This is a genomic window from Bacillus siamensis KCTC 13613, from assembly GCF_000262045.1.
Lineage (GTDB): Bacteria > Bacillota > Bacilli > Bacillales > Bacillaceae > Bacillus > Bacillus siamensis.
This window is the reverse complement of record NZ_AJVF01000039.1, coordinates 478,550-502,794: the sequence shown is the minus strand read 5'-3', so window position 1 is coordinate 502,794 and position 24,245 is coordinate 478,550. Positions and strand designations below refer to the sequence as shown.

The following is a 24,245-nucleotide window of genomic DNA, read 5'->3' as shown; positions in this document are numbered from 1 at the left end:
CCATAAAAAAGCAGACCATTTGCATGATCTGCTCTTTTTAATTTTTCTTTACCAACCTCTTGTAAAACTTGGTAAATGGTTTAAATTGTTCATTTACTAACCCTGTGACCTCTGCTATGATTTGCATAAATACAATCAATACAAAAATAATAAACAGCGAAAGCCATATGGTCGCGCTTTTCAGCAGGATTGCACTGACGCTGAAAATAAAGCCGATTAAATAAATGATGATGACAGCCGTACGGTGTGAAAGCCCGAAGGCCATCAGCCTGTGGTGTATATGTGACTTATCAGGCGCCGAGATCGGCTGTTTGTTTAAAATCCGCCTGATGACAGCGAATGTCGTATCAAAAATCGGCACGCCCAAAATAATGATCGGAATGATGATACTGAATAAAGTAACGCTTTTATAAAGACCCAATAATGAGAGTACTGAGATGACGTATCCGAGAAAGAGCGATCCGGTATCTCCCATAAATATTTTTGCCGGATGAAAATTATAAAATAAAAATCCGAGTGTGCTTCCTATCACTACGAGCGAAAGTGACAGAATCAGGATTTTGCCTCCGGATAACGCCATTACTGCGATGGTAGACAGTCCGATGACTGACAGGCCCGCAGCGAGTCCGTCCAAACCGTCTATCAGGTTCATCGCGTTAGTGATACCGACGATCCATAACACAGTCAGCGGGTAAGCGACCCATCCCAATTCTAAACGTTCCGTTAAAAACGGCACGGAGAAAAAGTCCATTTTCAGTCCCGTGCTCACAATCATAATGGCCACGGCTAACTGGACGAAAAACTTTACCTTTGCGCTTAATTGGTATTTATCATCAAGGATTCCTAAAATAACAATAATAAACGCGCCCACCGTGATGGCGGTCATCTTCGTTTCATTATATATGCCGGCCGCGAGCACCCCTGCCGCTACGCCGATAAAGATAGCCAATCCGCCCATACGGGGCATTATTTTATCATGTACTTTTCGGTTGCTGGGCTGGTCAACTGCACCTATTTTGATCGCAATTTTTTTCACGATAGGAGTTAGGATTAAAACCGTTAGCAGAGAGACAAAAAACGCAACAACTATGCGAAACATGCGTTCGTCAAGCATAAAGAAGTCTCCTTTGGAATTATATGAAGTCTTTTCTGATATTGAACCGTTCCTTCCATTATAATTCTTACTAGTTATTATAACAAGCATCATCAAAAAGAAACACGCAAATCAAAAAATGCGCTTTCCCTTTTAATGGGATTGCGCATTTTTCAATATACCCGTGCATTCGAGCATTCGGCCGAATAAAACGTTCCAATCCCGTCTCCGGGCCAATTCACGGCGCAACGCCTCATATGATCCGCTCCGTTCCGATGCCAGAAGCGCTTCGCAGGCCGCAATGAAATCTGCGGGGTCCCCGCCTTCAACGTATTCATAAACGAAAGGCCTTTTGATTTTTGCCGTAGAAGTAAGGTTGCACCCGACAACCGGTTTCCCGGCGGCTAAAAATTCAAAAAGCTTGAGCGGAAATACCGCGTCATTATAAGGTGAATTTTTATAAGGCATAATGCCGATGTCGACGAGCTGCATATAGGACGGCACTTCATTCGGCGCGGCGGGTCCCGTCCATATAACATTCGGGCGTTCCAGAAGCGACTTGAAATCCGGGTCATCGTGAGCCGTGTTCGGGCCTACCAATAAAATCGTCCATTCCGGCCGTAAATCTGCGGTTTCCGCCAAAAGCGCGAAATCAAGCTTCGGTTTGATTCCGCCGATAAAACCGAGAACGTTTCCGTTTCTTCCCCGTAAAATGTCTTCATCCGGCTGTTTATTTTCCCGTGAAAACAGGTCATATTCCACTCCGTTTTCAATGGTGAACACTTTCTGGCGCGGATTCTCCAGCTTTTTTCCGACCTCCCGGTGCAGAAAGTCAGATGTGCAGGTAATGGAATCCGCCCGCTGAATGATTCTCATTTCCGCCTGTTTAATGATGTTTCTTCTGACATTTGACAGCACACCGGCACGGCCGCTGATCGGAGCGGCCCACAGATCGCTGCAATCGTAAATCACTTCATCCCAAGGGTAAAGATCTGATAGAAGCGGAAAACCGGGGAAGGTGTACCATAAGCAGCAGCGGGCCCCTTCTCCTTCTTCCTTCAGCACGGCCAGCAACGGTGAAAGCTTATGCCTGTAGCACATATCTGTATACCTGCCGAATCGGAATGCTTTTTGCCGGAAGAGATCCTTTACGGCGAACTGCCGGATTCCCTCGGAAATTTCGGTCATCTGTCCGTCATTTGCCCGCGGAGACGGACATACCCAAATGACGCTTTTCGTTTCTTTTTGCCGGGCGAGAAATTCAGCCAGCCGGTGCCGTCTGTATCTCAGCCGGTCATGACCCCATTCCGCCGCTCCGACGATTACGTGAACAATCGGTTCCACCTTCATCACCCAGCCCCTCTGACGCCTACAGCCTTTTCATGACCGCGTTTTTCGCATATTGCATAAAACACCATGAAGCCTTGATAAAGTGCAAGCGCTCAATTTCTCTATAGACAAACCATGTTTTTTTGGCGGCTTTCCACTTGTTGCTTGAAATCGAATTCTGCACAAGCCTGTATTCTGAAAGGCACTCATTCAAACCGTAAGCTGTAAATCCCCTTTTCAGCAGGGAAAGCCAAGTCGCCAAATCCTGCCGCGTTCTGATATCAGGCATTTGAATCTGCCCCGTCTGCTCTCTGTCAATCATGACCGTTAAACATCCGATAATCGTGTTTTTTAAAGCTTCATCATATGACAGGCTTTCAGGCGCTTGAATCGTTTTATCCGTCGGCGTTCCGTCCTGCTCCATGACGCTGTAGCCCGTGAATGAAAAGGCGCAGGACCGCTCTGACATAAACGCCAGCTGTTTCTGAAGCTTTTCCTTCTTCCATCTGTCATCGCTGTCCAAAAATGCGACATAACGCCCCTCGGCATGCTCGAGGGCTGTATTTCTGGCAGCAGCGGCTCCCTTGTTCTCGTCTAAATAAACGACGCGGATCCGCTCATCCTTTTGTTCATATTGCCGTAAAATATCTCTCGTTCCGTCCGTTGAACAATCATCCGCAATGATCATTTCCCAATGCGGATGGCTTTGGTGTAAAACGGATTGAATCGTGTCTTCGATATATTCACTTGCATTATAAGACGGTGTAATGACAGATACGAAAGGTTTCCAGTTTGTCATGGTCACATCTCCATCGCAGATTTTTAAAAGGACTCTCTAAAAAACTCAGGAATGACAATGAACATAAATGCAACTGCAATGCCGATCAAAACACCCAGAACCGCTTTCTTTTTCGGCGGCATGCCTTGTCCCGCCGTTTCACTCACCGGCTCTGAATTGATGACGCCGGCTGATTTCAGATTCAGCTGTGTATTTTTCAATTCGTATAAAAATCTTTCCTTATCCACTTTGGCATCCGCGCTGACGGTTTCTCCTTCAAGTGCATCAATGCTCTGCCGGACCACTTTTGCCCGTTTCTCAAACAGCTCCTGATCATTCTTCAGAAAAGTCTTCATGACGGCCTGAAACACCGATTCGGTCGCCTGCTTGTTTTGATCGCTGTAGCTGACCGTGATCAATGAATCTGATTGTGTTTCGACAGTCAGTTTACTTTTCACGGCCGTCCTTTCTTCGTCTGTTTTGTCAGGCAGAGCCTGTTTTAAAAAAGCATCGCTCGTCAAAAGGAGCGGAATTTCTTTTGTGTTGTTATAAAGCGGATGATCATAGTTTCCGGCGGCAATCGCGGCTTCCGATGTGAAACTGCTGCTTCCGGTGATTTTTGACGGCAATAGATAACCCGCCGCCCCTAGCACTACGGGCAGCGCAATGATCCAAATGATATTCTTTTTGATACGCCGGATTATTCTTGTCAACATATCCTTCATCTCGCATCTCCCTGTTTTTCATAGTACGCCGTAACGGCAGGCTCCTTTTGTAAACGTCTCAGAATATTGACCGCCGCAATCACGAGTGAGAGAAATACCCAGTGGAAAAATAAATTTGAAACGGAGCTTGGGCTGATGCTGCTTACCAAAAAACCGGCCATTGCCGTGATGAGTCCTTCTGTGATCAGTCTTGACTGATTTTCCGATTTTCTTTCATGGCATTTATAAAGTGTCCAAAAAAGGTACAAATAGACTGTCAAATAGCCGAGCATCGCAAGCACGCCGAAGTTCGCCATAATCTCGACGAGCCAGTTGTGCACCTCAACTACGCCGCCCGTATCATAAACGGGCTCGGCTTTTAAATAGTACGAGACGTTTCCGGCACCCACTCCGAACCCCCAGGAATCAATTACGTAGTAAAAGGCGTTCTTTAAAAGATTCGCCCGCGCGAGGTTCGATGGAAGCGGGTGCTGTCCCGGCATCGCCTGCGGAGCTGAAAACAGATTCAAGACGGCATTTGTGATACGGGCCGCAAATAAAACCGCAAACAGCGCAGCACCCGCTCCCGCTGCGTACAGCGCGAGTTTTTTCAGCAGGGACGGCAGCAGGATAAAGACGTATACAGCCGCCCCCGCGCATATGCCCAGCAGGCTCGCGCGCGAACCGGTCAACATGATTAAATACAAAGCGCTGATCGCAAAGAGCAGGCTGACGGCTTTTACATAGCCGTTTTTCACATTTTTCACCGCCGCCGCGTACAGAAAGAAACTGATGCACAAAAATGTCGCAAAATCATTTTGATTAAAGAAAACGGACGTCGGATAATGCTGTTTGTACTGCGGCCCGTTATAAAGCGTTGAGCTCGGCAGTTGGTGGTGAGTAAAATGGTTGTAAAAGCCGATCGCCATCACAAAAATGGTCATCACAAGCCAGATGCCGTAAAAAACCATCAGCTGATCAAAGCGCTGAATAAACATGACGATGAGATAAATCAGAAACATGCCCATCGCCATTAAAGCTAAATATTTGATCCCGTACGTCACGGATTTTGCCCACAATAACGATATGAGACCGTATGTAAACCATAAGGCGAAAAACATCAGGATGCCTTTTACATTCACTCGATTCCATCTGTCAATATGATGACGGTTTGTCAGGATGCCGGCGATGTGAAGAGCGCCCGCTCCGATTAATAACAGCCGGTATATAAATAAGCTGAAAAACCCGAGATGGATCGCAAAGAAGGCCTGATTTAAAAATGTACACGCGATCAGAACATAAATGAGCCCCATAAACATCTGACCGTTTGTGGCAAAGGCCGATAGCAAAGCAAGACCGGCAATCCCGATCATGGCGGCAAGCAGCATCACGGTGATTTTTCCGAAGCCGGCATCCGCCCTGACCGCCTCCACCATGATAAATCCTCCAGTAATGACAGCGGCAAGCAGCACAAGAACATGTGCCGCTGAACGTTTGATAATCACATGGCAAACCCCTTTCCAAAACCGGCAGCCGAGCCGGACTGCCGAGAGCCTGAAGACAAATCTTTTTCTATCTTGCCAGTTCTTTTATTTGCCGATCGGCATGAACCGCCGGACGTCCGACGGAATGATAAGTGAATCCTGAAACCCGCATATATTCCAGCGGGAACATATTTCTGCCGTCAATGATGACCGGCTGTTTGAGCAGCTGCTTCGCCCTCTGAAGATCCATCTCCCTGACTTCCGGCCAATCGGTTGTAATCAGGCATGCATCCGCATTTTTGATGGCGCTGTACAGCTCTGTGTAATAGTCAATGCCGCCGTTTCCTAATGCCGCAGACGCTTCGGGAATCGCGATCGGATCATACGCTTTTACGTGAGCGCCCTGCTCTTTAAGATGCGGAATGATATCGAGAGCCGGGGCGGAGCGGACGTCATTTGTGTGCGGTTTAAAGGCCAGCCCCAGTACGGCCACGGTTTTCCCTTTTACAGAACCGATGGCGCGGTTTAATTTTTCCGTTATGAGAACCCGCTGCTTCTGATTGGTTTCAATGACGGCTTCCATCATTTGAAACGGATATCCGGCGCTGTTTGCGATATGCAATAAAGCCGTTGTATCTTTCGGAAAGCAGGATCCGCCGAACCCAATGCCCGCCTGGAGAAATTTATTCCCGATCCGGCTGTCAAGGCCGACGCCTTCTGACACGTGAGAAATGTCCGCGCCGACACGTTCGCAAATATTTGCGATATCGTTAATAAAAGATATTTTGGCGGCTAAAAAAGCATTTGCGGCATACTTAATCATTTCCGCGCTTTCAAGATTGGTCTTAACGATCTTCGTACGGAACGGCTTGTGAAGCTCTTCAATAACCGAAGCGGCATGTTCGCTTGTGGCGCCGATGACCGCACGCTCCATCTGCATCGTATCCCGCACCGCCGAGCCTTCACGGAGAAATTCAGGATTTGACGCGACATCAAACGGATATTTCCCCTTTGACGCTTCGCTGATGATTTGGTAAACGAGCTTTCCCGTCCCGACCGGAACGGTGCTTTTGCTGACAATGATTTTGTATCCGTTCAGCTGTTCCCCGATTGTTTGCGCCGCGGCCTTGATATAGGTCAAATCGGCTTCACCCGTCTTTGACATCGGTGTACCGACGGCAATATAGATGATATCAGCGGCTTTCACAGCCGGCCCAATCTCTGCCGTAAAGGATAACCGCCCGGCACTGACGTTTTTTTCAGCTAATTCCTCAAGCCCCGGTTCATATATCGGGATGACTCCGTTTTGCAGGCTTCTGATTTTCGCTTCATTGATGTCACAGCAAGTCACATGATGGCCGATTTCCGCAAAACAAGTTCCAGATACGAGACCTACATACCCTGTTCCTAATACAGCGATTTTTTTCACAGCTTCATCCCTCTTTCGAAAGGTTCTCCTCTTGCCCGGCCCGGTTCATGACGGCCCGGTATTTCTCTTTCAGCGCTTTTGCGTTTTGGCTTGCGTCAAAATACGTGCGGACGGTTTGATAAAGTTCTTCGGCTGCTTGCGTTGTCCATGCCTCTCCTTTTTCATATTGCAGGATGGATTCCGCCAGCGTTTCGGGTGAGCCCGGTCTGATCAGCAGCCCCCGGTGTTTACCGAATAAAGAAGCCACTCCTCCCACATCAGTGCAGAGCACCGGCACCTTCAGAGCAAGCGCCTCAATGACCACAGTCGGCATGCCTTCACTGTAGGACGGCAGGGCCATGATATCCGACGCCAGCAGATAGTCCTGTATCTTGTCATTCGGCACTTGCCCCGTGACGATGTGAGCGGCTTCCCGCAATGAGGATGCGGCGGGTCCGTCACCGACAAAGACGGCTTCAAATCTTTCATCCAATGACTGAACGGCTTTTGATAAGTCGAAAACGCCTTTCTCTTTGACAAGCCTGCCGATGAACGCGATCAGCTTTTTATCCGGAGGAAGGCCGAGCCGTTTTCTGATGGCTTCTTTCGTCTCGTTTCTTTTTTGGAAGGCGTCAAGCGTGATGCCGATCGGAAGCACGCTGCAATCCGCTGCGCTGATCTTCTTCATTTGTTCCCGCAGACTGCCGCTGACGGCATAAATATCGGCAGCCTCCCGCACCGCAAATGTAAATGCGCGATGTGCGCTTTTGCTGTAATGCGGATAGACATTGACATCGCTGCCATGCAAGGTCAGGACATACGGAATTCCCAGAGCCTTTGACACAATGGCGGCCGCTCCGCCTGACGGCATGGCGAAATGCGCGTGAATCAGATCAGGCTTCAGGCCGTTCTTTTTGATCGCAGAAAGAACCGATGCCGCCATTCTTTTATGCGGCTGCGCCCATTTCAGCTGCCCGGGGACCGCCTGATAAAACGGCCGGTGTACGGACACGCCTTTCCGCCATTCATGCGCAGGCCTTATATCCTTTTGCCGATATGTCTTTTTCAGCAGCCGGAATGGCGCGGCGAGTTTCGGCCGCGGACAGATGACGGTCATCTCCGCGCCAAGCTTTCTCAGTTCTTGCGCCTGTGTTTCATGAAAAACGCCTTCCCCCGGCTTTTCACTGCTCGGATAGACACTTGTCATCCACAATACCTTCATAGCAAACGCCCTTTTCTTAATTTACTTTTCATCTGCGGATAAGCTTTGATTAAAAGAAATAAATAACACAATGCGCCGCAGGCTACTGAGATCGCCAGACGCAGCTTTACATCAAGGCTGATCCGCTCCGTTCCGAGGCTGGCTGTAAAGGCGATGACACCCATCGCCGCCGTAAGCAGAAACGGTTTGGCCACGGCTTTGAAGTAAGCCGACAGCCGCAGCTTAATGACATATGCCAACAGCCAGCGGCCGATCAGGAAATTCAAGATGCTGATGAATGCGTACGTCCAGGCTACCGTCAAGAGATTTCCGGACAGCACGGCAGCGTACAATGATGCACCATACAGCAGCATCACCCCGGCGTCCCAATAAAACGCCAGATCGGCCCGCCCTTTTGCCAGCAGCACAGATCCGTTCGGGTTCATCAGGACCCTTAAAATCCCGACAATGGCGAGAACATTTAAGACCGGGACAGCCGCCAGCCATTTTTCTCCGAATACCGAAGCCACGAATGCATCCGACACTGAAACCAAACCGAGCAAAAGCGGAAAGGATATCAGCGCGAGCATTTTGGTCATATTGAGAAAGCCTTCTCTGATGGCGCTGTTTTCATGCTTGTTTTTCGCAAAGACGGGAAACGCGACTCTTGTAATGATTGGATTAATTTTTAATACCGGAAGCGTGACGATCTGATAGGCCAGATTGTAAATGCCAAGGGCCTCGGCGCCGATAAAACTGCCGATCAGAATCATATCAATATTCGCCCCGAGCCGGTTCACAAGCCGGGAAGACAGCTGAAAGGCGCCGAAAGAAAAGAAGCCTCTCATTCCCTTCAGATCAAAAACGAACGACGGACGCCATGTTTTTCTGCAGGCCATCCAGTACAGAATCCCTTTCGACGATTGCAGCAGCACCTGGGAAATCACATATGCGAGAATCGGGTCCGTATAAAAAACCGCAGCCGCCAAGTAAACGAAGGACAGCACATTTGAAAAGATTTCAATTTTGCTTAACGAATTAAATGCCAGCGCTTTTTGCAGCATATACTGATATTGCTGACCGATCGGTGCGATTAAAAACATGACGGCCAGCACGCGGACTAAATAGTCAAGCTCCTCCCGCTGATAAAAATCAGCAATGAGCGGGCTGCTGAAAAACAGCAGCGCAAACAGTGCAAGCCCCGTTATGATATTCAGCCAGTACAAGGAAGACATCTGTTTTTCAGTGACATGATCTTTTTGAATGAGCGCGGCGCCAAACCCCATATCAAGCGCAATTTGGGCAAACACCGCTACCGTTGTGATCATGCCGACAAGGCCGAATTCAGCCAGTGACATGACCCGCCCGAGCAGGGCAAATTGAACGATTTGAATAACCGTAATACACGCTGTCGAAATACTTGTCCATTTGGCGCCGCTCAAAATTTGATTTGTAATACTAGGCATCGTTTTCCCTACTTTTTGTCTGCTGACCAGAATTTTTATCGTGCCCCGTCACCGGTCCAGATTACTTTGCACGTTTTGAGCATAATCTTCAGTTCCAATGAAAAGGTCAGGTTGCGGATATAGTATAAGTCAAACATCAGCTTTTCCCTCGGTGTCATGTCATATCCCCCATTGACCTGCGCCCAGCCGCTTAATCCCGGCTTAACAGCCAGCCGCTCCGTAAATCCCGGGATTTCTGCCTGAAACTGTTCCGTAAACACGGGCCGTTCGGGGCGCGGGCCGATCAGGCTCATTTCTCCCCGAAGCACATTTACCAGCTGCGGCAGCTCATCAATACGGGTCCTTCTGATAAAAACGCCGACCTTTGTCACGCGGGGATCCTTTTTCAGCGCCCAGACCGCACCTGATTTTTCAGCATCTATTTTCATAGAGCGGAGCTTATACAAATAAAACGGCTTCCCGTTTTTGCCTACCCGCTCCTGCTTATAAAAAGCCGGGCCGGGCGACTCCAAACGAATCAGTATGGAGAACAGGCCTATTATCGGAAGCGCCGCCAAAAGCCCCGCAAGCGCAAACACAATATCCATGAATCGCTTAAAAGCCAAATAACGGGCCGTTTTTTCCGTTACGGCAGCGGAAGTCCCCTGCCGCACTGCATAGTTATTATTTACATTCATGCTTTTCTCTGCTCCCACTGACACACACCTCACGATTTGTTGGGATGTTTGATGACCTATGCCGTGAGTTTAGCAGATGGATGTTAATTGGAAGTAAAGGAAACGTTAATGTTTATTAGAATGTTTCGATTATTGTTTTTTTATTGTAAATCTATTCATATCCATATTTGAGTCAAAGCATAATGAAAAAATAAAAAAACAGACCGGTATGAATCGGTCTGTTTTAAATGGAAAATATTATCTGAAATAGGAGGAGACGCCTTGAGTGATCCCCGCCGCGAGTCTGTCCTTTTTCGTAGATTGTTTTAAAATATTGGCATCAATCGGGCTTGTGACAAAACCGGTTTCTAACAAGACACTCGGCATTTTAGAATACTTAATGACGTAAAATCCGGCAGTTTTCACACTGCGGTCACGCGTGCCGAGAGCAGAAACCATTCTCGGCTGAATATTTTGGGCAAGTCTCAGACTGTTTGCGGATTGGTAGGTTGGATCATAATATGTCTCCGTACCGTTTGCACTGCTGTTATCATTCGCGTTTGCATGAACACTGATGAAAATATCGGCGTTCGCCTTCGCCCCTTTGTTCACTCTCTCCTCAAGCGAATCAAAGGTGTCGCCCGTCCTCGACATTACAGTAAGCGCACCAGCACCGTATAATTGATTGTTTAGGCGTGTTGCGATATCAAGGTTCACATTTTTTTCAAGCAGGCCATTGCCCGTTGCTCCTGAATCCTGGTAGCCGTGTCCCGGATCAATAAAGACCGTTTTGCCGACAACTGGATTTTTAAGCTGCGATGCCGCATTGTTGCTTAAAGATGATGCACTCCCTATGACGGTGAAGCTGGTGATGCGTTTACTTCCGATATACGTCCGGACGTCCTTTGACAGACTGTCCCCATTCGTCATGAGGTGAACTCTTCCCTGTTTGGCACTTAAAACGCCTGCGACAATGGTATCCGGCTCTTTAAAACCATTAGTAATAAACGTATAGCCTGTGCTGAGGCCTGTCTTTTTCGCAAGATTCACAGACAGGTTATAGCGGTTTTTGCCGCTGACTCTTGAAGGATTCGGCAGCTTATTGTAAAGTGAGCTGCTGATGCTGCTTGTCCCGCCGATGACAATCGTGTTTTTAATCCCTAAGCTTTTGATCGCATTGGACGTAGAACCATTTAACGTTGAATCATTGGTGAATAAGATCGGATATTTTTTAGCGGACGCATAAGAAATCGCAGCCATTCCATCTGCATCAACAAACCCGTTGACCACAAGAGCTGTAGAAGATCTTGTCATTTCACCCGCCACTTTTGCGGCTGTGGCATATCTCGTGCTCCCGGATAATCGTTTGACACTGATGCCTAATTTAGCAATTTGATTTGCGGTATTTTTCGAAACGGCAGGTGTGCCGCCTACGATAATCACATTTTTCGTTTTTAAATCAATTAATCCCTTTTTTGTGCCCGCAGACAGCTGATCTTTATTTGTAAACAGCAGCGGCGCATTTTTTTGATATGCAAGCGGCGCAGCGGCAATTGCATCGGCATATGAAGTTCCGCCGGTGATAATTACCGTTTTCGCTTCACCCCATGATTGTTTTGCCGCCAGTACAGCCGTATCATACCGGGTGCTTCCGCCTATCCTTTTAACCGTGTTGTCAGCCAAAGCGGAAGGGACAAATAGAATGACCCCGAGAATGAAAACGGGGAGGCATTTTATGATGAATTTCAATCCGATCTCCTCCACAGAAGTTTAGTAGTTTGTAAGTGCTGTATTAGGATAATAGAACGCAAGAATAGAAGTATACGGCTCTCCGGCCTCTGCCCTTTCTCTCGCTCCGTATTGACTCATTCCCACGCCGTGTCCGTATCCCTTTCCTGATATCGTGATTTTCGCAGAATCAGCGGACGCACTGGCGTATGTACTTTTAAAAGATGAAGCTCCGATCATCGTCCTGAGTTCTGACGCCTTCACCTCAAAGGACGCAGTCTTGTTCATGACATAGCCTTTCAACTTGTCATTCACATGGTATGTCACCTTCACCGCGGCGTCTTCTGCCCGCTGCCCTTTTGTTTTTCCGGTGAGCGAGAGATCAGAGATGCTTGCAATTTTTATGGAATTTGCATTGGTTTCTTTATTTTTCATCAGCCAATTTTTTATTCCGTTGAGCTGCGCAGCATTTGCTTCGTTTGTTTTGGACCACCAGGATGCGGGGTTTTTCATATCCAGACCGGCTGGCAGCTGCTGTTTCTGCAATGTTAAAGACCAGCTGATTTCCGGATCTTTTGTATCCTTTTTGGCTACTAAATACGGCACTTTTGAGCCCCATACTTCATCGCCCGCTTCAGTGTAGCCGCCATTGCTTGACGAGTAGGTGGCATCTATCAATCTGCCGGAATAAGTGAGCACTTTCCCCTTTGTTCCGTCAACGGCTGCGGTGGCGTTTGGATACCAGCTGTATCCCCCGTACACCTGAAAAGCCGTTGAATCCGCAACTGTTTGTCCCGTCTTGCTGATAGAGTAGGTGCGGGCGGCAACAGCCTGAGCCTTCAGCGCTTCTGTCGGCCAGCTTCCCGGCATTTCATTCGGCAGGACACCTTTCAAATAATCCTCAAAAGGAATGTTTTCATTTACAGGTCTTACATATTTGCCGGATTCCGCAGAAAAACTCATATTCCCCAAATACGGTTTTCCGTCAATGCTGATTGTGTTCGATGTTGAATATTTTTCAGGAACCGCCTTGAAAGACGTTTTTCCGCTGTTAATACCGGCAACGCCTAGTTTGCCGCCGGATGTTTCAATGCGGTACGTTTTTCCGTTTACGAGATAAAATTCTTTTGCGTAAGCATCCTTAACTGAATCTGCAATTGAATTCGTGCTGCCTATTAATGTATAAGAATAGGTGCCTTTTGCTTTAAAAAGGCTGGCTTCGTCGGCCGGCGTTTCACTTTTTTTGATGTATACAAGCGGCATATGATTTGCGGCGGCAATATTCGAGCCGACAACGATGTCCGCTAATTTTGTCCCGTTGGCAGCAACTGCTTTGCTTGCATCCATGCCCAGCGAAGTGACTGCATTTGCTGATATTTGATATCTGTTTGAACCGGTAATTCTTTTTGTCACTGAAGCTTTCTTTTTAATTTGATTCTCCACATCTTTGCTGACGCTTGAAGTGCCTCCCATGATGATCACTTTTTTAGGCAGATTGTAGCTCGGGAGGGAGTCTTTTTTCGTCAGGAGAATCGGATAGCCGTTTTGCGCGGCATAAGGTGCGATTGCCAGCGCATCCGTATAAACATCTCCGGTTACTACGATTGCCTGGTCATAGCTGCCCATTTCGGCCGCGATATTTTTGGACAGATCATATCTGTTTTTTCCGCTGATCCGTTTCGTGCGGCCGTATTTTTTCAATGTTTTTTCCGCGGCTGACGAAATACTGTTCGCCCCGCCGATGATTAAAATATTATCCGGGTTGTATTTTTTGATTTGCGCTTCCGTGCTGCTGCTGAGTTTTTTCGATTCAGTCAGCAGAACAGGCGCTTTCAGTTTATTCGCTAAAGGAATGACGGAAAGCGTGTCCGCAAAATAAGCATCCGTATTAACGACGACTACGTTGGACGGATTTTTCCAATACTTTGATGTCGCGGCGTTTGCTGTATCATATTTGGATGCGCCTCCCAATCTGACAACGGAAGACACACCGCTTCCCGTCAGTTTATAAGTTCCGGAGGGTTCGATATTCAGAGTCGATTTATTACCAATATAATTCGTCAGTTTTACTGAGATATCCGAACTGGCCGCAAAAGTGCTTTCCGGTAATAAAGCCAGGCTGAATATCACAGAAAAACAGACAGCCCATATTGTTTTCTTCAATTTTTATCCCGCCTTTTGCTGATCATGATGTATTATTTTGCTTTCTCGATTTCCTTGATCTCTTTTTGGCCTTTATCATTTGTGAAATAAGTAATGCTGACTTTGTCATTTTCGCTGAATTTATTCAGAACATCAGAGAAGTCGTCAGAAAATTCAAAGCTGACAGGCTGATCATCGACTTTTACTTCAATTGTGTGCGTATCCGCCATACCGACATAATATGCCGTTTCTTTTTGAGCCTGCGTTTCCGAAGAACCGCTTCCCTTCTTTGATTGATCCGCCGTTCCGCATGCTGCTAACACAACTGAAAAAAGCAGTATTAAGAACGAAGCTGCAACAGTTTTTTTCATTTTTTTCACCTCATCTTTATTTATCGTCTTATACTAACTTTTTTTTAAGGTAATTTTAAGGTCTTTTTGTAACCTTTTTTTTAAGAATTTCGTCTATTACACGGTTAGAAGTAAAAATATGACTGGATTTATAAAGATTAGTAAATTGCATCGTGAAAGTTAATAGAAAAGGTGATGACAAATGAGGGCTGAACGAAAAAAAAAGAAGAGAAAAGTTCTTCTGACAATTGTAACGATCATCGGGCTGTTAGTTTTAGCATCAGGAGGCTACGTCTACTACTTGTGGCATAAAGCAGCTTCAACGGTGGCAAGCATTCAGGAAGACTTAAAAAAATCGGACAAACGCGACACAGATATAGATCTCGGAAAGAAGGACCCGATTTCTGTTTTAATCATGGGCGTCGATGAACGGAAAAATGATAAGGGACGCGCGGATACGATGATTTATATGACCGTCAACCCTAAAACGAATACAACAGAAATGGTCAGCATTCCGCGTGATACGTATACGAAAATCCCCGGCAAAGGTACGATGGATAAAATCAACCACTCCTATGCTTTCGGCGGGACGCAGATGGCCGCGGATACCGTCGAGGACCTGCTCGATGTGCCGGTAGATTATTTTGTGAAAGTAAACATGGAGAGCTTCAAAGATACAGTGGATACACTCGGCGGGATTACGGTGAACAGCACGTTTGCCTTCAACTACGACGGGCACTCATTCGGAACGGGGAACATCAGCCTGAACGGTGAAGAAGCACTTGCCTACACGCGTATGAGAAAAGAAGATCCCCGGGGGGATTTCGGCAGGCAGCAGCGCCAGCGCCAAGTGATTGAAGGGATTATCGCTAAAGGGGCAAATATTTCGTCTGTCACGAAATTCGGCGATATGTTTAAGGTTATTGAAAACAATATGAAAACAAACATGTCATTCGATGATATGTGGACGGTCATGACTGACTATAAAAACGCCCGCGGCAAAGTTAATCAGCATGAACTGAAGGGAACGGGAACGATAATCAACCATATCTATTACTACAAATTAGATGAAGCAAGCCTCGCTTCAGTCAAAAAAGAATTAAAAGAAAGCCTGAAATAATAAAAAACTCTGCATGCGATGCAGAGTTTTTTATTCTGTAAAAGGCTGCGGACGGGTTTTTCTATAGCCGTACCGATAAAGCAGTTCCTCCGCAATCCGCTTTGAGGCAGATCCGTCACCATAAGGGTTGGACGCCTTTGACATCCGTTCATATTCAGCCTGATCGGTTAAAAGCCGTTTTGTCAGCTGATACACGGTTTCCTCATCGGTGCCCGCAAGCTTTAATGTTCCTGCTTTCACTCCCTCGGGGCGTTCGGTTGTATCCCGGAGCACCAAGACCGGCTTACCGAGGGAAGGCGCTTCCTCCTGCACTCCGCCCGAGTCGGTCATAATGAAATGGGCTTTCGCAGCGAAATTATGGAAATCCACAACCTCCAGCGGCTCTATTAAATGCACTCTGTCCGAATCAGCGAAATGGGCTTCTGCGGCCTCACGTACTGCGGGATTCAAATGGACGGGATAAACGACTTGTACGTCCTCAAACTCTTCAATGACTCTTCTGACAGCCTTAAACATCTGTTCCATCGGTCTTCCTAAGTTCTCACGTCTGTGCGCTGTCAGGAGGATCATCCTGCTTCCGTCCAGTTTATCAAAAATCGGATGAAAATAATCTTCCCGCACCGTCGTTTGAAGCGCGTCTATCGCCGTATTTCCCGTGACAAATATGGAATCCGGCTTTTTATTTTCCGCGAGCAGATTCTGTTCAGCCTGGCTTGTCGGCGCAAAATTCACATCTGCGATCACGCCCGTCATCTGCCGGTTGATTTCCTCAGGGAAAGGAGAGTATTTATTTTGCGTACGCAGACCGGCTTCCACATGGCCGACGGCGATTTGATGATAAAAGGCGGCAAGGCTTCCCGCGAAAGTTGTCGTCGTATCTCCGTGGACCAAAACGATATCTGGTTTTACTTCTTGGAACAGCTTGTCCAGTTTCAGCAAGGCATGAGATGTAATTTCAGAAAGCGTCTGACGCTCTTTCATAATGTTCAAATCATAATCAGGCTTAATGCTGAATGCTTCAAGCACTTGATCCAGCATCTGTCTGTGCTGTGCGGTTACAGTCACCAGTGAATCAATTTCCGGATATTTTTCAAGCTCTAACACGAGCGGAGCCATTTTAATTGCTTCAGGTCTTGTACCGAATACGGTCATTACTTTTAGTTTTTTCAACGGTTTGTCTGCACCTCGTTTTATATGTCGGATATTGCCTTCATGTTAACATATTTATGCCGTTTCTTAGATATTGTAAAGCTTAACGGCAAACAAAGCAAAATCCTTTACAAGACTCTTTGAAAGCGGATTAAAAGGTGTGAATTTTAATCAATTGTGGTAAAGTGGAAAAAGACTAGGTTATAGTTCTGAAAAAAAGATTCAGCAGAAACAAGGATGGTGTTATTCAGTGAAGAAAGTACGCAAAGCCATTATTCCGGCAGCAGGTTTAGGCACACGTTTTTTGCCTGCCACAAAAGCAATGCCTAAAGAAATGCTTCCAATCGTTGATAAGCCGACAATTCAGTATATTATCGAAGAAGCTGTCGAATCCGGCATCGAAGACATTATTATCGTAACCGGAAAAGGAAAAAGAGCAATTGAAGACCATTTCGACAATGCGCCTGAACTGGAGCGCAATTTGGAAGAGAAGGGTAAAATCGAACTGCTGCAAAAAGTGAAAAAATCATCAAACATTGCGGATATCCACTATATCCGCCAAAAAGAGCCAAAAGGACTCGGTCATGCCGTTTGGTGCGCACGCAACTTCATCGGCGATGAACCTTTCGCCGTTCTTCTCGGCGATGATATTGTCCAGGCTGAAAAACCGGGACTTCGTCAGCTGATGGACGAATATGAAAAAACATTGTCTTCCATTATCGGGGTTCAGCAAGTTCCTGAAAGTGATACACACCGCTACGGAATAATCGACCCGTTAACAAATGAAGGACGCCGTTACCAAGTCAGAAATTTCGTAGAAAAACCTGAAGCAGGCACAGCTCCTTCCAACTTGGCGATTTTAGGAAGATACGTTTTCACTCCTGAAATTTTCATGTATTTGGAACAGCAGGAAGTCGGTGCAGGAGGAGAAATTCAATTAACGGACGCCATTCAAAAGCTCAATGACATTCAGCGTGTCTTCGCTTATGATTTCGAAGGAAAACGTTACGACGTCGGGGAAAAACTGGGGTTCATCGAAACGACGCTTGAATTTGCCTTACAGGACAAAGATATCCGTCATAAATTAATTCCGTTTATGAAGGATCTTCTTGAAAAAGAAGAAGCTGACGAATAGAAAAAGCTGCCGAATCCGGCAGCTTTTTTTATGTGATCTTTACTTTTTAGATGTTACGGTCAGTGTTTGATCAGCATTGTTCACAGAGAAAGTATATTTCTGGTTTTTAAGCATTAACAAGTTCTGATTGATTTTGCTGCCGCCTTTTTTACTTAAAGCTGAGATGTCTGCGGGACGCGATAAATGAAAAATCACTTCGGAGACTGTATCATTGTCAATCACAAAATCCGTTTTCGCATCGGATACTTTTAATACTTTCCGTCCGTCATCCGTTTGCCCGTCAGCTGGATTTTTCAATTTACTCCGCACGTCGTCAAGGCTCTTATTGATATATGAGAGAAACTCTTCTGTCGTTTCGCTTGATAAACTGCTGCTGAAATCGCTGAGCTGAACATCCGTCGTTTTTAAAGCGTTCACTTTATGCAAATCAGCCTTTTTCATAAAGTACTCTTTATCGTTTAATCTCACTTTGGCCGCTTGGTTATTCTCGGCTTCTACCCGCACCTTCGTACCGAAATTTACACTTGCCGAGATTTTCCCTTTTATATCTTTTCCGGCGTAAAGATCCGCGTTTTCAGCTTTTACCAAAGCAGGTTTATTCACAGACTCATAAAGGCCGGCATCGCTCTGTTTGACGTCGCCGAAAGAGGCGATCGCACGCAGAGGCTTGTCTGAAAACATCGAAGCGGCAGCTCCTGCAGCCAGCAATGCAAGCAGCGTAATCTGAATCGTATTGGCAATGAATTTGGGCTTCGCTTTCTTTTGCTGCGCCTGAGAGATTTTCTGTTCCTCGGCAGCCCGCGTTCTGCCTTCAATCTGCTCATTTTGATATTTCTTTTTTTCTTTCTTGGAAAGCTTGTTGAACCAATCCACAAAAGCTTTATATTCTTTCACAACCGCTTTTGTTTCATCAAACATACGCATTTCGCCGTAATGCATCCAAGCCACCCGATCACACATTTTCTCAATCTGTCCGATTGAATGACTGACGAAAAAGATTGTTTTGCCGCGTTCTTTAAATTCCGTAATGCGGTCCACACATTTTTGATAGAAAGTCTGGTCCCCTACTGAGAGCGCCTCATCGATAATAAGGATGTCAGGGTCCATATGCGCCGATATGGCAAAACCGAGACGGGATTTCATACCGCTTGAATAGCTTTTAACAGGCTGATCTATAAAGTCGCCGATATCCGCGAATTCAACGATTTTTTCATAAAGCTCGTCTATCTGCTTATTGTTGAGACCCATCATCAAGCATTTCAAACGAATGTTGTCCTTACCGCTTAATTGATTGTTTAATCCGGCAGAAATGGCGATTAAAGACGGCTGCCCGTTCATATCAATCTCACCGCTTGTCGGCGGAATGATTTTTGCAAGCAGATTGGACATCGTTGATTTTCCCGAACCGTTGATTCCTACAAATCCGATCGTTTCCCCTTCATAGACGTCAAAAGAAACATTTCGGACAGCGAAAAAACCTTTTTGATTTCTGTTTGGGAAAAACAGCCCTTTAATTTTGTCAGACTGTTTTTTATATAGAAAATACTGTTTTGAAACATTTCTGAACGAAACTTTTAGTTTCATCGTATAATCTCCTTACTATATTAAAGAAAGTCAACAAACTTATCTCTGAATTTCATATGAAGAAGTGAACCGACTGTTAACAACAGCAGTGTGACGAACCAGAAATACAGCGTATATTTCATATCGTGGAAAAACCACTGCCCTTCCATAAAGCTGTCTCTAAAGCCCTCGATAATATAGAAAAGAGGGTTTAACTTCAAGATGGTCAAAACTTCAGGTCTGTTTCCAAATTTCTCGGCAATGTCCCAGAAAATCGGCAGAAGAAAAAAGAGAAGCCTTGTGACGGCCTGAAGCAAAAACTGATAGTCCCTGATTAATACGCTGATGGTCGAATTAAACAGGCCGAAAGCAAACATAAAACTGATCATGCAAAACAAGTAATAAATATATTGCAGCCAGTGAAGCGTCGGAAACAGTCCGTTGCTCAGCAGCACAATAATATAAATCGCCATCATCACAAAGTAACTGAATAAATTCGATGCGATCACTACAGAAGGCAGTGAACTGATCGGAAAGTTCATTTTCGATACTAAATTTATCCGTTTAAAAACGCTGTTAGATGCATCCAATATCGTCGGACTGATAAAGAACCAAGGAATTAAGCCGGCCAGCATCCAGACGATGAACGGTACGCTGTCTCCATTTCCAAGCACCATATCATGTCCGCCGCGAATCCCGAGACCAAATACGAACCAGTAAGCCAGCATTTGAATCATAGGGTTGAGAAACTGCCACAATATACCCAAATAGTTCACTTGATACTTTGATTTCGTTTCGTACACTGCAAGCCGCATAATCAGCGGAAATGAGTTGAATTGCTCTTTCAGAATTTTTACCAATGCATTCATTCTAATCTTCCTTAGTCGTAAGTTTTGGTCATAGCTTTGACTTACAAAAGCACCGCTCATAATTGTAACAGATTACGATGTATTTTTCACTTCATAACAAGCCTTCGTCCGGTGAGCGCAACATGCCGTCTTTTAAGCAAAAAAGCATAATTAACGTGGTTAAATTATGCTTTTTTGCACTTATTTACTTGTCCCCGAAAATCACTTTTACGGCTTTTTCAGACGATTCCCCGGTCTCTAAATAACAGAACTTCTCATAAAAAGGCCCGAACGAATCCGGAAGCTTATAATTGTCTGATTCCGTTTCATTCACCCACTTGATAACGTCACCCGTTTCTTTGACCAGCGGGCCGGGCGCTTCTTTTTCAAAGTCAAAGTAAAACCCTCTGAGTTTATCCCGATACGTTTCGATATCAGGCACATAAAACAGCATCGGTCTTCTCAGATTTGCATAGTCAAAAAAGACAGATGAATAGTCCGTTATGAGTAAATCAGAGACCATATACAGCTCACGGATATCTTCGTAGCTGGAGAAATCATATGCAAAACCTTCATACGGTCCGAGATCAAAGTTTTCCGCAACCAGATAATGCATCCGTAAAATAATGACGTAACGGTCGCCGATCGCTTCTCTTAATTGGTGAAGGTCTAAATCAAGGTCAAACTTGTATTTTCCCTTCTTATAAAATTGGTCATCCCGCCATGTCGGTGCGTAGATGATCACTTTTTTATCTTGCGGAAGGTTCATTTTTTCTTTCAGCGCTTTGATGACAGAAGGACTGTTATCCGTCTGAAGGAAGTCATTCCGCGGATATCCAGATTCAATCATGGTTTTATTAAACTGAAACGCCCGAGCGAAAATTTCTGTTGAATAGGCGTTCGGTGAAATCAGATAATCCCATTTTGAAGCCTCTGTCGTAAAATTGCGCTTATATTTTTCAGTGTTTGTTCCCGGCATATGCACTTCATCCATATCAACGGCAAGACGCTTTAAAGGCGTGCCATGCCATGTCTGAACATATGTCGTATGCTCAGGTTTCGGGATCCACAGCGGCATACGGCTGTTGACAATCCAGAACTCGGCTCTTGCCATGGCAAACAGCCATTTAAACGTAAAACGTTCGATATAAGGAATCCCTTTATCTTTAAATGTCTGTGAATAAGCGGGATTTACACTCCAGCACAGACGGTATTCAGGCATTTCTTTGCTCATGTATTCGTAAATTGCCCGCGGATTGCAGCTGTACTGTTTTCCTGCAAAGCTTTCAAACATGACAAATTTCTGTTTGACGGGCAGTTTCCCTGCAAGCCTGAATCCTGCTTTATAAGTGTTTTGTATTCTTTTCTCAATAAACTTTTTCAGCTTATTCTTTCTTTTGCGTATAAATGATGCGCCCCGTTTCAGCTTTCCTTTTACAAAATACTCCACACGGGTGCTGAAACTGTAATCATTCATTCTCAGATGGAGATTTTTCGTTTTCTTTTTCGTGAAAACATGAAATCTGGCAGGTCCTTTTTCCGTTTTCAGAATCGTGAATTGGTTAGGGTTTACTTGTTCAGATTTCAGTGCCTTTAACGGCTTGCTGTTGGTGATAACCTCTTCACCCGTTCCGGCATCTTCAAAAATGAATTGAATATGGAATTGAAAGATAAGCTGCTGATTCAATTCTTTATAAATGGCATTCAAATCAATTTTTGTATCAAAGCCTATCGTGTCAAGTGCCGTTGTATCCTGAACATATTCATCAAGGTCGTGTCTCGGCACGTCATGAAGCGGATACTTCAGAATGAGAGGCTCCTCTTCTTTTCCTTTTTTCATTTTCAGAATCAGGTTTTTTTCTTTTATCTTTAAATTTTCTGCTGCATTCAGCCGGAATGCAAAACCTTTCAGATGTAAGCTGCCGTCAGATTCAAGCTCCATTTCATCAATTCGCGTGACGAACTTTCTCTGCAGCAGCTTTAAGGAGAAATTCCCTTTCTTGGTCGTATAAGGGAAAAAGAACATATGATGAGCCTCATCTTTATAAGAAGACAGTTCAATAGGTTCAAGGCTGGATTTTAACCGTTTTTTATTGATATCACTGTCATCATTGATAAAGGAGACATAGAAATCAAGACATCCTTTGCCGTCCGTATGTTCAGAAAGCAGCTCCGTGCCCATGACAGCATGGTACTCCCCGTCTTCTCCGGGCAACCGTTTCAGAGGGACGGAAAGTTCCGCTTTTGTCTTACGATTTATAATCTGAAGAGAAGGCTCTTCCTCTAAAGCGGCATTTTCACAGGATATCGTAATACTGAATGTATCGTCCTTTATATTAAGATGTTTTAACTTGTATCTGACAGGATTTTCTATACCCATAAAATAAGTCTACTCCTCTGTTTCAATTAAACATATCCAATCATAATCATCATTTTGATACTTTCAGCGATAGGTTCTCCTTCACCGTCCGGTAGAATTGATAGTGCAGTCCGTTCGCTTCTGCTGTTACCTTTTCATCGTCTTCTCTGTTTAACATGACCCGTTCATAATCGTTATAAATGACATACATAATATAACCGCCAAGTCCGACTTTTTCAATGTCACGTAACGGGATTTCAAGGACGTATCGCCCGTCTCCCAGTGACTGTACCGGAAACTGGTGGTATACTTTCATTTTTTCTCTGTGCTGAAACTGAATATATTGGGCATTATTTCTGTCCTGTCCGAACAAGCGGAACGTAATGCTGAATTTATCATCGGCGAACACCGCGCTTTCCGTTTCCCCGTGCATGCGCAGTTCGACCAGTTTATTTTCTTCATCCGTCAGCGGGCTTTCTAAATAAGCCAGTCCGTCCCGGGTCACGATGTTTTTATTGGGCTCTTTTTTAGACCATCGGAACAGCTTTTCAACTTCATCATACCGTTTTTGAATCAGCAGGCGGTAGGCTGTTTTATGGATCGGATGAAAAAACGTCTCGGAAATATCGTACTTCGTCTTCTTTAATACATTCAGAATTTCATTGAATTTATTGTAGTAAGCTTCTTTATTTTCGCTTTTCAGGAAGTGCATCCGATCGAAAAGCCGCGTAATGGAATCGAATTCAATCAGGCGGTTCATCGCCATCTTTTCTTTCTCAGTATCTAATTTTTTGTTCAGAATATACTTCATTACGGCTATGTTCGTATCGGTTTTTTCCATAATATTCGTCTTTTTTGTCAGCGACTCATTATTGTCCATTCTGTTCAGATAATAAACCGGTTCTGTTGACGTTGAAATATCTCCGCACGACAAAAGAACATCCATAAAAAATTGCTTATCTTCAGCAAATTTCATTTCCGGATATCTGATATCATTATCTCTTAGAAATTGTAAGTTCATCATTCTTGCCCGCGGGCCGAGATGATAGAAAATATGCCGGATTGAAAAAGGCGATACTTTCGCTCTGTTCAGTGAGGACTCATGTTTCCCGATTGTTTTTTGCCCGTTCACCTGCATTTCGATCGTTTTTCCGACCGCATAATTCACATGATCTCTTTCAAGCATGTCGAATAAAATTTTAACTCCGTTCGGCGCAAACCAATCATCCGCATCTAAAAAGGTAATGTACTTTGCATTTGCAAGCTCAATTCCCAAGTTTCTCGGATAAGCGGGGGTTCCCGTATTGTCTTTCAGAAATACGACCGTAATATTTTCATACAGCTCGGCGTATTCAGTCAGAATGTTTCTGGAATCATCAGTTGAACAATCATCGACCAGAATTAAAGAAATATGCTGAAAGCCGATATTTTGAAGGATCACTGAATCAACTGTTTTCCGCACATATTCTTCTGCATTATAAACAGGAACGACTACCGCTACCTTCTTTTCATCCGCCAATGCTTCTTTGTTTAAAATGGTATATTCACGTTCTTCTATGGACGGCTTGGACTCTTTTTTATTCAATTTAAAAAAGTTACTAAGATTCATTTTAAATTCTCCTCTTATTGTCTAGCTTTTTTAAAAAAAGCGCATAACAAATATAGCGAAAATAACCTTATATTACAAGAAGTACTCCCTATCCGGAGGGAGTACTTCTTTATCATCTGCATA

The 24,245-nt window shown here is 45.1% G+C and carries 19 protein-coding genes; 2 read left to right on the top strand and 17 right to left on the bottom strand.

The features are described 5' to 3' along the window. Nucleotides 1–37: 37 nt before the first annotated feature. The 12 genes from Y79_RS0111205 to Y79_RS0111150 form a co-directional block, all read right to left on the bottom strand. Nucleotides 38–1,114, bottom strand: coding sequence for a glycosyltransferase family 4 protein (locus tag Y79_RS0111205; RefSeq protein ID WP_003151382.1), 1,077 nt, complete (start codon nucleotides 1,112–1,114; stop codon nucleotides 38–40). 132 nt (nucleotides 1,115–1,246) lie between these two features. Next, nucleotides 1,247–2,443: a teichuronic acid biosynthesis protein TuaH gene (gene tuaH, locus Y79_RS0111200; RefSeq protein ID WP_016937765.1), complete on the bottom strand. Its 1,197-nt coding sequence runs from the start codon at nucleotides 2,441–2,443 to the stop codon at nucleotides 1,247–1,249. 19 nt (nucleotides 2,444–2,462) lie between these two features. Then, nucleotides 2,463–3,221 carry a teichuronic acid biosynthesis protein TuaG gene (gene tuaG / locus Y79_RS0111195; protein ID WP_016937764.1) on the bottom strand — a complete coding sequence of 253 codons (759 nt, stop codon included), beginning with the start codon at nucleotides 3,219–3,221 and terminating at the stop codon, nucleotides 2,463–2,465. 23 nt (nucleotides 3,222–3,244) lie between these two features. After that, the gene (gene tuaF / locus Y79_RS0111190) at nucleotides 3,245–3,925 is read right to left on the bottom strand and encodes a teichuronic acid biosynthesis protein TuaF (protein WP_016937763.1); all 681 of its coding nucleotides are present in this window, start codon (nucleotides 3,923–3,925) and stop codon (nucleotides 3,245–3,247) included. Then, complete coding sequence (tuaE, locus tag Y79_RS0111185) at nucleotides 3,922–5,409, bottom strand: teichuronic acid biosynthesis protein TuaE (protein ID WP_016937762.1); 1,488 nt, start codon at nucleotides 5,407–5,409, stop codon at nucleotides 3,922–3,924. Before tuaE ends, tuaF begins: the two co-directional genes overlap by 4 nt. A 67-nt stretch (nucleotides 5,410–5,476) precedes the next feature. Beyond that, nucleotides 5,477–6,817 (bottom strand): UDP-glucose 6-dehydrogenase TuaD, encoded by a 1,341-nt coding sequence (tuaD, locus tag Y79_RS0111180; protein ID WP_016937761.1) that lies wholly within the window; start codon nucleotides 6,815–6,817, stop codon nucleotides 5,477–5,479. Nucleotides 6,818–6,821: 4 nt separating this feature from the next. Continuing rightward, a complete protein-coding gene (gene tuaC, locus Y79_RS0111175; RefSeq protein ID WP_016937760.1) occupies nucleotides 6,822–8,018 on the bottom strand; it encodes a teichuronic acid biosynthesis protein TuaC in 1,197 nt (398 codons plus the stop codon). Continuing rightward, nucleotides 8,015–9,463 (bottom strand): teichuronic acid biosynthesis protein TuaB, encoded by a 1,449-nt coding sequence (gene tuaB, locus Y79_RS0111170; protein WP_016937759.1) that lies wholly within the window; start codon nucleotides 9,461–9,463, stop codon nucleotides 8,015–8,017. Before tuaB ends, tuaC begins: the two co-directional genes overlap by 4 nt. A 35-nt stretch (nucleotides 9,464–9,498) precedes the next feature. After that, nucleotides 9,499–10,158 (bottom strand): exopolysaccharide biosynthesis polyprenyl glycosylphosphotransferase, encoded by a 660-nt coding sequence (locus Y79_RS0111165; RefSeq protein ID WP_016937758.1) that lies wholly within the window; start codon nucleotides 10,156–10,158, stop codon nucleotides 9,499–9,501. 219 nt (nucleotides 10,159–10,377) lie between these two features. Continuing rightward, nucleotides 10,378–11,868, bottom strand: a complete 1,491-nt coding sequence (locus tag Y79_RS0111160; RefSeq protein ID WP_016937757.1) for an N-acetylmuramoyl-L-alanine amidase — start codon at nucleotides 11,866–11,868, stop codon at nucleotides 10,378–10,380. Between the two features lie 21 nt (nucleotides 11,869–11,889). Beyond that, nucleotides 11,890–14,010 (bottom strand): SpoIID/LytB domain-containing protein, encoded by a 2,121-nt coding sequence (locus tag Y79_RS0111155; RefSeq protein WP_016937756.1) that lies wholly within the window; start codon nucleotides 14,008–14,010, stop codon nucleotides 11,890–11,892. A gap of 32 nt (nucleotides 14,011–14,042) precedes the next feature. After that, a complete protein-coding gene (locus Y79_RS0111150) occupies nucleotides 14,043–14,360 on the bottom strand; it encodes a hypothetical protein (RefSeq protein WP_016937755.1) in 318 nt (105 codons plus the stop codon). Between the two features lie 181 nt (nucleotides 14,361–14,541). Here Y79_RS0111150 and tagU point away from each other — a divergent pair, with 181 nt between their 5' ends. Further along, nucleotides 14,542–15,459 carry a polyisoprenyl-teichoic acid--peptidoglycan teichoic acid transferase TagU gene (gene tagU / locus Y79_RS0111145; protein WP_016937754.1) on the top strand — a complete coding sequence of 306 codons (918 nt, stop codon included), beginning with the start codon at nucleotides 14,542–14,544 and terminating at the stop codon, nucleotides 15,457–15,459. A 30-nt stretch (nucleotides 15,460–15,489) separates the two neighbouring features. Here tagU and wecB read toward each other — a convergent pair whose 3' ends face one another. After that, nucleotides 15,490–16,629: a non-hydrolyzing UDP-N-acetylglucosamine 2-epimerase gene (wecB, locus tag Y79_RS0111140; protein ID WP_016937753.1), complete on the bottom strand. Its 1,140-nt coding sequence runs from the start codon at nucleotides 16,627–16,629 to the stop codon at nucleotides 15,490–15,492. A gap of 229 nt (nucleotides 16,630–16,858) precedes the next feature. On the opposite strand from wecB, the gene galU reads away from it, so the two are divergent. Further along, nucleotides 16,859–17,743, top strand: coding sequence for a UTP--glucose-1-phosphate uridylyltransferase GalU (gene galU, locus Y79_RS0111135; protein WP_016937752.1), 885 nt, complete (start codon nucleotides 16,859–16,861; stop codon nucleotides 17,741–17,743). Nucleotides 17,744–17,782: 39 nt separating this feature from the next. Here galU and tagH read toward each other — a convergent pair whose 3' ends face one another. From tagH to Y79_RS0111115, 4 genes are all read right to left on the bottom strand, one after another. Continuing rightward, a complete protein-coding gene (tagH, locus tag Y79_RS0111130; protein ID WP_016937751.1) occupies nucleotides 17,783–19,327 on the bottom strand; it encodes a teichoic acids export ABC transporter ATP-binding subunit TagH in 1,545 nt (514 codons plus the stop codon). 20 nt (nucleotides 19,328–19,347) lie between these two features. Next, nucleotides 19,348–20,175, bottom strand: coding sequence for an ABC transporter permease (locus Y79_RS0111125; RefSeq protein ID WP_016937750.1), 828 nt, complete (start codon nucleotides 20,173–20,175; stop codon nucleotides 19,348–19,350). 184 nt (nucleotides 20,176–20,359) lie between these two features. Continuing rightward, the gene (locus tag Y79_RS0111120) at nucleotides 20,360–22,534 is read right to left on the bottom strand and encodes a CDP-glycerol glycerophosphotransferase family protein (RefSeq protein ID WP_016937749.1); all 2,175 of its coding nucleotides are present in this window, start codon (nucleotides 22,532–22,534) and stop codon (nucleotides 20,360–20,362) included. A 49-nt stretch (nucleotides 22,535–22,583) separates the two neighbouring features. Beyond that, entirely contained in the window at nucleotides 22,584–24,122 is a 1,539-nt protein-coding gene (locus Y79_RS0111115) for a glycosyltransferase family 2 protein (RefSeq protein WP_016937748.1), read from the bottom strand. Nucleotides 24,123–24,245: the final 123 nt, after the last annotated feature.

What these genes read in the sequence shown, in the direction of transcription:
- tuaF (WP_016937763.1), bottom strand. Translation starts at nt 3,925, where the DNA reads ATGAAGGATATGTTGACAAGAATAATCCGGCGTATCAAAAAGAATATC.
- tuaG (WP_016937764.1), bottom strand. Translation starts at nt 3,221, where the DNA reads ATGACAAACTGGAAACCTTTCGTATCTGTCATTACACCGTCTTATAAT.
- tuaC (WP_016937760.1), bottom strand. Translation starts at nt 8,018, where the DNA reads ATGAAGGTATTGTGGATGACAAGTGTCTATCCGAGCAGTGAAAAGCCG.
- Y79_RS0111120 (WP_016937749.1), bottom strand. Translation starts at nt 22,534, where the DNA reads ATGGGTATAGAAAATCCTGTCAGATACAAGTTAAAACATCTTAATATA.
- tagU (WP_016937754.1), top strand. Translation starts at nt 14,542, where the DNA reads ATGAGGGCTGAACGAAAAAAAAAGAAGAGAAAAGTTCTTCTGACAATT.
- Y79_RS0111205 (WP_003151382.1), bottom strand. Translation starts at nt 1,114, where the DNA reads ATGCTTGACGAACGCATGTTTCGCATAGTTGTTGCGTTTTTTGTCTCT.
- Y79_RS0111125 (WP_016937750.1), bottom strand. Translation starts at nt 20,175, where the DNA reads ATGAATGCATTGGTAAAAATTCTGAAAGAGCAATTCAACTCATTTCCG.
- Y79_RS0111115 (WP_016937748.1), bottom strand. Translation starts at nt 24,122, where the DNA reads ATGAATCTTAGTAACTTTTTTAAATTGAATAAAAAAGAGTCCAAGCCG.
- tagH (WP_016937751.1), bottom strand. Translation starts at nt 19,327, where the DNA reads ATGAAACTAAAAGTTTCGTTCAGAAATGTTTCAAAACAGTATTTTCTA.
- tuaB (WP_016937759.1), bottom strand. Translation starts at nt 9,463, where the DNA reads ATGCCTAGTATTACAAATCAAATTTTGAGCGGCGCCAAATGGACAAGT.
- tuaH (WP_016937765.1), bottom strand. Translation starts at nt 2,443, where the DNA reads ATGAAGGTGGAACCGATTGTTCACGTAATCGTCGGAGCGGCGGAATGG.
- Y79_RS0111150 (WP_016937755.1), bottom strand. Translation starts at nt 14,360, where the DNA reads ATGAAAAAAACTGTTGCAGCTTCGTTCTTAATACTGCTTTTTTCAGTT.